Here is a 12,163-nt window from a genome sequence, read left to right as displayed (position 1 = left end):
TGCTTTTAAAGATTGAGGAATCTGTATGCGAATTTTGTCACTAAATATGGGTAAATGTGTAGAGCAACCTTGGCGTTCTGGCACATTAACTGGTATGCATAAAACGGCGGTAACAGATAAAGTTTTGTTAAATGAACTTGGTCTAGAAGGTGATGAACAAGCCGATCTTAAAAATCATGGTGGTAAAGATAAAGCGATATTAATTTTACCAAGCAGTGCTTACCAGCGATTTGAAATTTCTCATCCTTTCGGCTTTTTGGGTGAAAACATCACCCTAAGTGAAGTAGATGAATCCGAAGTCTGTTTGGGAGATCGTTTTCAAATTGGTTCGGTTTTACTTGAAGTCACGCAACCCCGTTCTCCTTGTTGGAAGCTCGATGCGCAAGCTACTCAAGATTCTAAATGGCAACCGGGTGAGTTTTTAAAAGCGTACAGTGAAAGCGGTCATGTTGGTTTTTATTGTCGTGTTTTGGGTAAAGGTTGGCTACAAGAAAAACAACCCGTTAGGTGGTTAACTCGTAATGATGAACAAGATAAAAAGTTTCCAAGAATAGCGATTAGAAACTTATTTTTAGCTCGTCATAATGCAGCTGAAAAAGGTTCTAAAAAAATACTAAAAGGTGCTATAAAACATCCCGCATTATCTATGGCATGGCGTACCGCGATAGAAAAAATATTAGATAGTGACCATAGCAAAAGTCATGGCAGGGTTAAAAAACACTAAAATTCACCTGATTTTGTTGTACAACTAATACCTAGCTGTTAGTTAAGTTATCTGCCGTAAGCAAGCCAGTTTTATTGCATTTTATCCACGCACTTCGCTCGAGAAAATTTCTCTAAATGTAAAAAGGCCAGCTAAAATGCTGGCCTTTTTGATGTATGGCTTGAGATTTTTATGCAAATGAGTGTCTTTGTAAAGCTCTTAAGTGAATAAAATCAAAACGTAAAAAGTTATTTTGTTTTAGTAGTCTAAAGAATAATAAGACCGTCATTAACTGTAAAGCAATCATGGGTACCCATAAAATAAAGTAGCTTAGACTGCCGTGATTAACTATTCCGCTGTGAACCATTCCGATAGATAGCCATAGTACCATCTGCACTTCTAAGGAAAAACCTGGACAAACCATTGCCAATGCACCTGCATCGGTTTGATTGTTATTTAATGCTTTAAAGAAACCTTTTTTACGCATGGCTTGTAAACCAAAAAGGCCAACCAGTAATGAAACCCCAACACCGATAGTAAATAACACAAGATGATAAGTGGTGTTTCTATCTAAGTTTAGAGTGTGCATAGTTCCGATATCTGCACGATACAAACCAACAATAGTCATGGCAATAACCGTAACAGGAATAAGCAAGGTAACAGAGGCATTGGTGTTAATGCCGTGTTCAAAAATAGATTTGAATCCTAGTACAAATTTTAAAATAGACAGCGTGACCGTTAAACCAATAACAATATAGGCCATTGAGGTACCAAAAAGTGCAATTTCAGGTATTTTAGAAAAACCTAAAGCACCAAATCCAACCCCAATCATTCCAAATGAAAATAACGCTAAAAATTGTGATAAGTTTGCATTTTGTATAAAGTCCAATTCACCATCAATCAGACGTAAAAAGTATTTACTAAAGATTTTTAACGCCAATACAAACACAGCAAAAAAGTAGACGCCAGCCATAATAAATAGAGGGTCAATTAACTGCATTTGCAAACCAAAAAGGTTAATCGCATCAAACAAACCTGGTATAAACAGTGAGCCTAAAATAAAAAATACGTTCATTGTCATGGTTAAAGTAAGTGGAATTGCCATTAACTGAACTTCGCGGTTACTATTAATAAGCTGTTGGTATTCAGCCGTTTTTCGGTAAATATTAAAGCCTTTAAACCAACGTATGAGTAATACAAAATGCAATGTAGCTGCTGCAACGGCCGCAACAAGATAGGTTTGAATAAACAATGAAAGCGCATCGGTATGGCCAAAATGATTATTTAATAAGGTATTGAAATCAACAAATGCCTTTCCTGGATGTACTGTCATATAGTTAATGGCAAAGAAAAAAGATGCCGTCATTCCTGCCGCACCGAGTGCGGCGAGAATATGCAGTATTTCAAATTTTTTAGAATTCATAGCATGGTCCGCCTTTTGATATAAGTTTAATTTGTTTGTCGATAAATTTATTTAATTACGTGTGGCTAGTATATAAGAGTTTTCTAATGCTGTAAATGTAATTCTATTACATTTAATGAAAAAAAGTTCGTTTTTATGCGTATAAAAAGGAGGGGTATGATTGGGATTGGGCAGAAAACCCCGTTTTATAGGGGCAGTAGACAGATAGTCTATACGTATTTTTTAATATAAAAAATATAGAAATTAGTGCATGTTGCACTCAAAATGCGTTGGTTTTCCATTTTTTAAGCCATCAAAGACAATTAAAAATTCAATTTTATGGTTTGTTTGACCAAGAAATTGAATGCCTTCCGCTTTGCCTTTTTGAAGGTTTGTCAATTCAGGTAATTGGCATAAAAGTGTAAAAGAGTTGTTTATATCTTTACCTGGCAAAGCATTCTTACCATCCCAGATATTGACTTGATAAGCTAAAGGTTGATCTCCCATTGCGCCAGTTAAAACTAAGAATGGATACTCTTTTAATGAGGCCTGGTCAGTGGTCATTTCACTTAACCCTCGTATGCCTGTACCTGTTGTTGGTAAAAACAGCAATTTAGATGACTTAACTTCAAACCCTTTTTTAGCTAGTTTGATTCTTAGCACAGAAGCAATATTGCCACGCAATACAGGCCCTCTAAAACCAACTAAGAGTCTGCCTTTAGCATCAATGGCTAAGCCTTCTAAATCAATGCCATTTTCTTTACTCGGTATGCCAATAAATGGTGCTAATATTGAATGTGATTTTAACGTTTCTTCTAGCGACATAACGTCCATGTTTTTTACTTGTGCATTTGAATCGAGCTCAATACGAAATAACTGCTGTCTAGCAGGTTCTAAACTGGTTTCAGCTAAGCGTTTGATATTGCTTTTTTGGCTTTTATTGTCCTTGATTTTTTTACGCTTAGCACTATGCGAACCTAAAACATACAAATAAGGTTCTTGCCAAGCAAGGGCTTCAATATCGAGCTCAACAGATTGGTTGCCTAATGTAATTAAAGAATGATTTTGCCAAGAATTATTACCAGAAGAGCTTAATATTTGTAATTCATTACCCTCATCGGTGGCTAAGACCATAAATGAATATAGAAATGCAATACCACTTACATTGAGATTATCAATGTCTAAGTTTTGTAAGAGTGTGAATGGTTGGTTAACTATTTTAGCCTTTTGAACGGCAGCAAAAGTGTAGCCACTGTAAAGCGTAATAAGCATAAAAAAAATAGAGTGAAAAAAACGCATTTGACCTCTCAAAAAAAGACGAATCTAGGTAATAAATTTGAATTTTATCCTATAAAAGACATTGTTAAACGACTTAACTTAAGTTATTTTGGGATTCACGCACGGCACGTGTAAAATGGTCTAATTAAATTTACTTAACAATATGAAATACATCATGACTGAACCTGCACGACAAACTGAATTAAACCCCGATTTAAACATCCAAACAAATAGCAAACTGAGTAAAAAAGAACGTACTAAAGATTGGATTACACCACCAAAATCGATTATGAAGTTGGTTGGTAGAGCCATGGCGCAATACAAAATGTTGCGCGATGGTGACAGGGTTTTATTAGGTTTATCGGGCGGTAAAGATTCCATGGCTTTATTGGTGATTTTAAAACACTTGCAACGTCATGCCCCTATAAAGTTTGATTTAGCCGCTTGTACCATTGACCCTGAAATACCTGGCTTTGATCCCTCGCCTCTTAAAGAGTGGTGTGCAAAAATGGATGTGGCATATTTTTACGAAAGTGAAGATATGGTGGGTTTGGCTGAAGAACGGATGAAAGGGGATTCTTTTTGCAGTTTTTGCGCTCGTCAAAAGCGCGGTATTTTATATGCCACATGCCGTAGAGAAGGCTATAACGTTTTGGCGTTAGCCCAGCATTTAGATGATTTGGCCGAGAGTTTTATTATGTCAGCCTTTAACGCTGGCCAATTACGTACCATGAAAGCCCATTATTTAAATGATGATGAAGACGTGCGCATTATTCGCCCGTTAGTACGAGTGCGAGAAAATCAAACCCGTGACTTTGCCACGAGTGCAAAATTGCCCGTTATTGAAGATAATTGTCCAGCGTGTTACGCCAAACCACAAGCACGCGCTGAAACCAAAGAACTCTTGCTGGCACAAGAACAAAAAAACAAACATCTATATGCGAATTTATGGCGTGCAATGCAACCGCTGATTGAAGATGATAATCACGCAGGTCAGGCTAATTTAACAACCATGACGACAGATAAATCTATGCAACACACAGATGAGATTGACTTGTAATGGGTAAAAAAAGAGATAAGTTAAATCAGCAGGTCTGGCTAGGTGTTTTATTTAAAGTCATTATTAAATTGCTTAGTTGGATGCCATTACGCCTAAACCAAGCTTTTGGTTCAGCTTTAGGGCGGTTGTTTTATTTAATGCCTTGCAATAATCGCAGAATTACACAAATTAATATTCAACAAGTTTACCCGGAACTCTCGTCAAAACAGCAACAATCCTTAGTTAAAGCCAGTTTACAAGAAACCGCAAAAGCCTTTGCGGAATTGGGGCCTTCTTGGTATTGGTCAGCCGAAAAATTAATGAAAAACCTGGTAGAAGTAAAGGGCCAAGAGCTAGTCGAACAGGCGATTACAAGAGGAAAAGGCGTTGTTTTTTTAGGGCCGCACATAGGTTGTTGGGAATCTATTGCTTCATATCTATCACTAAACTATCCATCTACAATTTTGTATCGTCCGCCAAATATACCTTCTATAGAAAAGTTTATGGTTCAAGCAAGGGGGCGATTTGGGGCTAATATGGTGGCAACAGATGGGCGTGGGGTGCGAAACCTAATGAAAGCGCTTAAAAATAATGAAGTGACAGCCATTTTACCCGATCAAGATCCAGGTGACTCTGGCGGGGTTTATGCGCCATTTTTTGGTCGCCCAGCCAGAACCATGACCTTAGTGAGCAAATTATTGCAAAAAACCGATAGTGCGTGTTTGTTTGCGGTTATGCAACGTTTACCAAAAGCTCAGGGTTACATTTTGCACTTTTTGCCTGCCGAAGAAGGTATTGCCAGTAAAGATGTTAATGTAGCAACTACGGCCTTAAATAAAGGGGTAGAAAAATGCATCGCCATTGCTCCCGAACAATATTTATGGTCATACAAACGCTACCGTAAACCGCCTGCAGGTACTGCCGATATTTACAAAAAAAGTAAATAATATTTAGGCTAACAATGGCGTATTTAAATAAGTTTTAGATTGGTTTTATGTCTTATGGGTCATTTACCTCGTAGTTACTTAGCATATCTGCCTACAATAAATACCAGGCCTGGTAAAATCATTCTTTAAGTGTAGCAGTCGCTACATTTTAGGCGTAGAATATTTATTTTTTAAATAAATATATGGGTGTCAAACTTCACCATGAACCGCCAATCTCTTATTCAAGTATCCTTGCTAACTTTCTTTTCTATGGTGGCTTTTGCTGCTAATGCGGTTATTTGCCGCTGGGCTTTAGATCACCAGCTCGTTGACCCAATGAGTTTTACCAGTTTACGTTTAGGATCATCGGCTGTTGTGTTGTTTGGTGTTATGAGTTGGTATCAATGGCGTCAAAATACAAAACCTAAAGTATCGTCTGCGCAAACACCTGCAAAAGTCAGTAGAGGTAGCTGGCGTGCCGCTATTATTTTATTTATTTATGCTATTACATTTTCTTACGGTTATGTTGCTATCAGTACCTCAACGGGTGCGTTATTGTTAGCGGGGGTGGTGCAATTAACTATATTGGGTTACGCCGTTCGTAATGGTGAAAAATTGCATTTGGCAGAATGGATAGGGGTTGCCCTTGCTCTAATAGGTTTGATTTACTTAGTTTACCCAAAACTGACTACACCATCTTGGTGGGGGCTAGTTATTATGAGTATATCGGCTTATACCTGGGCGCTTTACACAATTTACGGTCGTAAATCCGTTAATCCATTATCCGATACCGCTTTTAATTTTTACCGTACCTTACCCATGATTATTGTAGCCAGTGCATTAAGTCTATGGCTTACTGAACATAGTTTTATCACCTATAAAGGTTTTATTTTAGCGATTATTTCAGGTGGAATTACCACGGCATTAGGCTATATTTTATGGTATTCAGCCTTACCAAAAATTTCTTCAAGTATGGCATCGGCCTCTCAATTACTTGTGCCTTTAATGGCGGCATTTGGGGCGATGTTATTAATTCATGAACCAATTACGGTATCTTTTTTAGTCGCTGCTGTGTTTATGCTAGGGGGATTAGGATTGGTGGTGCATGGTCGCAATCAACACCGAAAAGCTAAGGTAAAACAGATTTAGCATTTAAAAAACCTACCGTTATGTATATAAATACCTTTAAAAAAGTATGCTATTAGAGGCATAAGCTTTATTTTTGTGGATTAAAATGTGCTATCTTTATTGGCATTAATAATTGAAAATAACAGCTTATCTTTTAAGCTATAACGTTTAACTAAATGCCAACTAGGGCTTTTATTTTAGTTTTCTCTTTTAGCGAGACTTTTACTCCTTGAGATTGGTCTCTGTATTTACAGGCAATTTCATGAAATCCTTTCTTAATTACATTATCTTAGCTTTAGGTATTATTTTAAGTTCTGTGGCGGGCTGGTCTTTAAATCAAGAAATTAAAGATAATAACCGTTTGTTGTTTGACACAGCAAGTAAAGAGATTGCCATTAAAATTAATTCAAGAATGCATTCATATCGTGAAGTTCTTTATTCTGGCGTTGGTTTTTTAATGCCAGTTCAACTGTGAATAAAGATGAATGGCATGCTTTTGCTACAACATTACGCATACATGAAAGTTTTCCGGGTATTCAAGGGTTTGGTTTTAGTGCTGTTGTACCCCCGCCAGCTAATTCTGAAGATAAGCAAGAGCTATACACATCCATTGTCTATATAGAACCATTAGATGAACGTAACCTGCGAGCAGTTGGTTATGATATGTTTTCACAAAAAACACGCAGAGAAGCCATGAGCCGTGCTTTAGATACAGGAACGGCAGCGGCCAGTGGTAAGGTTCGTCTTTTACAAGAAAATGGTATTAAAGAACAAGCTGGATTTTTAATTTATGTACCTGTGTATAAAAAAGACGCCTTATTAAGAACAAGAGAAGAAAGAGTTAAAGCGCTTAGAGGTTTTGTTTACGCGGCGTTTCGTGTCGATGATTTAATGAAAGGTATTATGGGTGACCGATACCAAAATATTAAATTAAATATTTACGATACTGATAAAAATTCTGGCAATCTTTTATATAAAAATGAACAAGATTTGCCTGTTAATCATGATTTTACAAATACAAAAATATTGAATGTAGATGGTAGAAATTGGATTTTTTCTTTACAGCCATATAGCGTATTTTTTAAAGAATCCAATGCAAATATACAAATTCCAATAGTCGTTTTTATTATTGGTCTTATTCTAAGTTTTTTACTTTTTGGAATAATGAGAACAATGTCGATGCAAAAAGTGATTGCTCAGCGACTTGCCCAAAAAATGACTGAAAAATTATCCTCTCAGACAGTGCGTTTAAATAATCTAATTAAAGGGACTAATGTAGGAACTTGGGAATGGAATATTCAAACTGGAGAAACCAGTTTTAACGATCGTTGGGCAGAAATGTTGGGTTATACCTGCAAAGAACTGGCACCAATGACGGTAGATACCTGGAAGTCGTTAATTCATCCTGATGATATTAATCGAGTCATGAATGAATTAGATAAACACTTTAATCAAGAAGTTGAATTTTTGGACATAGAATTTCGCTTGCGCCATAAAGACGGGCATTGGGTTTGGGTGTTAGATAAAGGTAAAGTTTCGTCATGGAATAATGAACAAAAGCCACTTTTAATTTCTGGTACACATCTCGATATATCCGAACAAAAGAACATAGAAGAAATGTTAAGAATGGAACGAGATTTGTTTTCTGCAGGCCCTGTTTTAACCATAGAATGGAGTCCAGAAAACAATTGGCCGGTAAAATATGTTTCAAAAAATGCATTAGAAATATTAAGCTATGAAGCAGAAGAAATGATGTTTCATAGCTTTGAATATTTAAAAATAGTTCATCCTGATGACTTAAAAATAATCAGAACAGAAGTGAAAGAATATATTCAACAAGGTATTAATTCCTGGGAGCAGTCTTATCGTATACGTTTAAAAAATGGTGAATATCGTTGGTTTTATGATTTTACGCAATGTATTCGAAATGAGTTAAATGAAGTCGTTTCAATTCGTGGTTACATGTTTGACCAATCACACCTTAAAGAGCTTGAGCAGCAAATTATTCAAGAAAAAAACTTTATTTCAGCGATTGTCGAAAATGCGACTGCTGTGATTGCGGTCATTGATTCAACAGGGACAATGATTCGTTTGAACCCTTATGGTGAAAAGTTTACGGGCTATACTCAAGAAGAGATTTCTTCAGAACCTTATTTATGGAAAAACTTGTTGCCAAAAGAGGTGCAAGACAATGTTGTTGATATCATTGAAAACGCCAAACAAGGGCAGTTAATTACCAGTTTTCAAAATGCATGGATATCTAAAGATGGCGTTGTAAAAACGTTTGAATGGTCAAACGCCTTAGTAAATAAGGCAGACGGTAGTATGGATTATTTAGCCACTATTGGGGTAGATATTACCGAAACTAAAATAATGGAAACCAGCTTAAGAAAAGCCAAAGAACAAGCCGAGCAAGCCAGTCTTTCAAAAAGTCAATTCTTGGCGAATATGAGTCATGAAATACGTACACCAATGAACGCTATTATTGGGTTAAGTCAATTAATGCAAGAATCTGATTTAAAAGCGAATGATCGAGATTCTCTGCATAAAATACATGCTTCATCCAAAATGCTATTAGGCATTATTAACGATATATTGGATTACTCTAAAATAGAAGCCAATAAACTCAAGCTTGAAAGTGAACCCTTAAAACTTGAAGATATTTTATCGCAATTAAGAGTTTTATTTGCTCAAAGCTCGGTTACTAACGGTATAGAGCTTAATTTTCATCTATGTGACAGCGTTCCTAGTATTGTTAGGGGGGATGAATTAAGACTTGATCAAGTGCTAACCAATTTACTTAGTAACGCTTTAAAGTTTACTCAAAAAGGGTTGGTGACATTAGACATAACCTTAAAAGAGCACCGAGGAGATAAGGCGTTACTTCAATTTACGGTTAAAGACACAGGGATAGGTTTAACGCCAGAAGAAAGCGCAAAACTCTTTAAACCGTTTACTCAGGCCGATAATTCCATAACCCGAAAATATGGTGGAACAGGTTTAGGATTGGTGATTACCCAAAAACTTATCAAAGCGATGGGGGGTAATCTTTGGGTTAAAAGTGAAAAAGGTATTGGATCAACCTTTGGTTTTGAGATAGAAGTTGCCGTTGAATCATGGGTACACCATTACCCTCAAATTGCTGACAAAGAATATAAAGTACTCTTTGTGGACGACCAACCGATAAGTCGCCATATTTTAATGGAAATGGCCTCTAATTTTGGCTGTGTATCACATGAAGCGGCTTCTGGTGAAGAAGCCATAGAGATGGTTAAACAGGCGGATAAAATAAACGCAGGGTACGATGCTGTTGTTATGGATTGTTTTATGCCAGGTATGGGCGGTAAAGAAGCCATTAAACAAATTAAAATTTTAGAAAAAGAAGGTCGGTTAAATTCAAAAGTACCATCTATTTTAATGGTCAGCGCACACTCGGTTGAAGAGATTCATCCAGAAGAGATTGAAATTGAATTCTTTATGAGCAAACCTGTCACAAGCTCAACCTTATTTAATGCCCTTTCGGGAATAAAAAATAGCATTCATCGTTTAGAACTACAAGCTACGCCTTTAAACCCTGCTCCTATGCTTAATGGCATTAATGTTTTATTGGTTGAAGATAATAAGCTAAACCAAGAAATAGCGGTACGAATGTTACAACGTGCGGGCATTAGTGAAATTAAAGTAGCCAGTAATGGCCAAGAAGCCGTTGAGCACTATAACGCCAACCCTGATTACTTTGATATTATTTTAATGGATTTACAGATGCCCGTTATGAGTGGTTTTGAAGCCACTAAGTTGATTAGAGAGCACAATAAAAAAATCCCAATAATTGCTTTAACCGCAGCGGTAATGGATGAAGATAAAGCGCGTACAAAAGAAGCGGGAATGGATGATCACCTTGCTAAACCGATTGACATGAATGCACTTTTTGCAACTGTAGCAAAATGGTGTAATAAAGAGGTTGTTTTACAAAAAAATGATTCAATAAATAATGATACCGAGACTGTATTGGATATTGAATTTTTAAATAGAATGTTAAGTAAAGATAACGAGAGCCTTAACCGTTTTGTTCGTCAATTTTTACAGGAACTAGACCAAGAGTTTGTCGACATTATTGATCTATTAAAACAAGAAAATGTAAATACGCTGTCTAAGGTTCATGCGCTAAAAGGGTTAAGTGGAAATATGGGGGCACGTAAGGTATTTTCATTATGTAGTCATGTTAATGATGTATTAGTTAGCGGTAAAAAAGTGCCACAAGCGCTTATTATTGCACTTGAAGACGCTTTAAAAGAGTTAAAATTAAAGTTAGAAGAGTTAGTTAATAATATAGAAAAAACACCAGAAAATATTGCCGTGAAATCGAGCAGTGAATCTTTTGAGGTTATTTTTAATAGAGTACTAACGGATTTAAAAGAAGGGAACTTAATTGAACATGAAAGGCTTCAAGTGATTACTGAACACTGCAAAAAATCCATAAGCGATAGCGAACTTAAATATTGGCAAGAAGCAGTAGAAACATTTGATTATGACCTCGCATGGGAACTCATGTCGAACTGGAAGCTATGATAGAAAATAACAAACCAACGCTTTTAATAGTAGATGATGTTGCTATAAATTTAGGCATGATATCTGACTTATTACATGATGAATATAATATCAAAGTTTCCAAAACGGGTGCTAAAGCATTAGAGATTGCCAATTTAGAAGATCAACCCGATTTGATATTGCTGGATGTACAAATGCCAGAAATGGATGGTTACGAGGTTTGTAGACAATTAAAAAACAACCCTTACACCAGTAATATCCCTGTTATATTTCTTACCGCTAAAAATAACCAACGAGATGAAGAGTTTGGCTTGAACTTAGGCGCGGTAGATTATATTTATAAGCCTTATAATCCCGCAATAGTAAAAATTAGGGTTAGAAACCATATTAACCTTAAGTTAAAAAGTGATTGGCTTGAAGAGCTTTCAATGGTCGATGGTTTAACACATATCCCTAATAGACGTTTTTATGAAACGGAATACGATAAATATTTTAAAGAAGTAAACAGACATCATGAAAACTTGTATTTAATGATGATAGACGTGGATGACTTTAAACTCTATAACGATAATTATGGACATGGTAAAGGGGACGAGTGTTTAAAAAAAGTGGCAAATGCGCTTAATAATAACTTAAAACGTCCCTCTGACTTTATTGCACGTTACGGTGGTGAAGAGTTTGTGGTGCTGTTAAAAGATATTGATGAAGCGGGGGCTAAAACACTAGCGCAAAAGCTGGTTGACAGTGTATCAAACCTTAATATCGATCACCGATTTTCGTCAGTTTGCTCATGCGTTACCATTAGTGTTGGCATGGCTAAGTTTAATGATTCTCAAGCCAAAAAAGATCTGTTAAAAGAAGCGGATGATGCCTTGTATAAAGCTAAAAGTGAAGGTAAAAATATTTACCACTACAAGTGAATTTAATCTTTCGCCATGCGGTTGTTGAATCATATCGTAACTAGGTTTTTACCTAGGCAATTCATAATGAGTTAATCTCATCTCTTGTTTCTATTTCCATTCTTTTTACTTATAAATTTTGCTCGGGCTTTGATAAAAAGTTTAACCAAATTCTTAGTGTTTTATTCCCTATAATCAATGTACGAAATCACACAGTAAATATAAAAGTGATTCTTTAAT

Annotated in this window: 9 protein-coding genes; 7 read left to right on the top strand and 2 right to left on the bottom strand. The window is 36.2% G+C overall.

Annotation, left to right across the window (positions count from 1 at the left end):
* The first annotated feature begins 25 nt into the window (after window positions 1-25).
* Entirely contained in the window at window positions 26-724 is a 699-nt protein-coding gene (locus tag ACYQ0E_RS12550; RefSeq protein ID WP_460188565.1) for an MOSC domain-containing protein, read from the top strand.
* 169 nt (window positions 725-893) lie between these two features.
* Here ACYQ0E_RS12550 and ACYQ0E_RS12545 read toward each other — a convergent pair whose 3' ends face one another.
* Together ACYQ0E_RS12545 and ACYQ0E_RS12540 are read right to left on the bottom strand one after the other, a co-directional pair.
* Window positions 894-2,126, bottom strand: a complete 1,233-nt coding sequence (locus tag ACYQ0E_RS12545; RefSeq protein WP_460188564.1) for a TsoY family (seleno)protein — start codon at window positions 2,124-2,126, stop codon at window positions 894-896.
* A 243-nt stretch (window positions 2,127-2,369) separates the two neighbouring features.
* Window positions 2,370-3,404 (bottom strand): DUF3616 domain-containing protein, encoded by a 1,035-nt coding sequence (locus tag ACYQ0E_RS12540; RefSeq protein ID WP_460188563.1) that lies wholly within the window; start codon window positions 3,402-3,404, stop codon window positions 2,370-2,372.
* Window positions 3,405-3,672: 268 nt separating this feature from the next.
* Between ACYQ0E_RS12540 and ACYQ0E_RS12535 the strand changes: the two genes are divergently transcribed.
* From ACYQ0E_RS12535 to ACYQ0E_RS12510, 6 genes are all read left to right on the top strand, one after another.
* The gene (locus ACYQ0E_RS12535; protein WP_460188715.1) at window positions 3,673-4,443 is read left to right on the top strand and encodes a tRNA 2-thiocytidine biosynthesis TtcA family protein; all 771 of its coding nucleotides are present in this window, start codon (window positions 3,673-3,675) and stop codon (window positions 4,441-4,443) included.
* Window positions 4,443-5,369 (top strand): lysophospholipid acyltransferase family protein, encoded by a 927-nt coding sequence (locus tag ACYQ0E_RS12530; RefSeq protein WP_460188562.1) that lies wholly within the window; start codon window positions 4,443-4,445, stop codon window positions 5,367-5,369. Before ACYQ0E_RS12535 ends, ACYQ0E_RS12530 begins: the two co-directional genes overlap by 1 nt.
* Before the next feature lie 201 nt (window positions 5,370-5,570).
* Window positions 5,571-6,497, top strand: a complete 927-nt coding sequence (locus ACYQ0E_RS12525; protein ID WP_460188561.1) for a DMT family transporter — start codon at window positions 5,571-5,573, stop codon at window positions 6,495-6,497.
* A gap of 241 nt (window positions 6,498-6,738) precedes the next feature.
* Window positions 6,739-6,951 (top strand): hypothetical protein, encoded by a 213-nt coding sequence (locus tag ACYQ0E_RS12520; RefSeq protein WP_460188560.1) that lies wholly within the window; start codon window positions 6,739-6,741, stop codon window positions 6,949-6,951.
* Window positions 6,948-11,045, top strand: a complete 4,098-nt coding sequence (locus ACYQ0E_RS12515) for a CHASE domain-containing protein (protein WP_460188559.1) — start codon at window positions 6,948-6,950, stop codon at window positions 11,043-11,045. The genes ACYQ0E_RS12520 and ACYQ0E_RS12515 overlap by 4 nt, the downstream gene beginning before the upstream one ends.
* On the top strand, window positions 11,015-11,944 hold the full coding sequence (locus tag ACYQ0E_RS12510) for a GGDEF domain-containing response regulator (protein WP_460188558.1): 930 nt from the start codon (window positions 11,015-11,017) through the stop codon (window positions 11,942-11,944). Before ACYQ0E_RS12515 ends, ACYQ0E_RS12510 begins: the two co-directional genes overlap by 31 nt.
* Window positions 11,945-12,163: the final 219 nt, after the last annotated feature.

Source organism: Thiomicrorhabdus hydrogeniphila (genome assembly GCF_054656895.1).
Note: the sequence above shows the minus strand (reverse complement) of the source record. Positions and strands in the feature narration are given on the sequence as shown.

Coding starts and splice junctions, on each gene's coding strand:
- ACYQ0E_RS12525 (WP_460188561.1), top strand. CDS start 5,571: ATGAACCGCCAATCTCTTATTCAAGTATCCTTGCTAACTTTCTTTTCT.
- ACYQ0E_RS12510 (WP_460188558.1), top strand. CDS start 11,015: ATGGGAACTCATGTCGAACTGGAAGCTATGATAGAAAATAACAAACCA.
- ACYQ0E_RS12545 (WP_460188564.1), bottom strand. CDS start 2,126: ATGAATTCTAAAAAATTTGAAATACTGCATATTCTCGCCGCACTCGGT.
- ACYQ0E_RS12520 (WP_460188560.1), top strand. CDS start 6,739: ATGAAATCCTTTCTTAATTACATTATCTTAGCTTTAGGTATTATTTTA.
- ACYQ0E_RS12550 (WP_460188565.1), top strand. CDS start 26: ATGCGAATTTTGTCACTAAATATGGGTAAATGTGTAGAGCAACCTTGG.
- ACYQ0E_RS12535 (WP_460188715.1), top strand. CDS start 3,673: ATGAAGTTGGTTGGTAGAGCCATGGCGCAATACAAAATGTTGCGCGAT.
- ACYQ0E_RS12530 (WP_460188562.1), top strand. CDS start 4,443: ATGGGTAAAAAAAGAGATAAGTTAAATCAGCAGGTCTGGCTAGGTGTT.
- ACYQ0E_RS12540 (WP_460188563.1), bottom strand. CDS start 3,404: ATGCGTTTTTTTCACTCTATTTTTTTTATGCTTATTACGCTTTACAGT.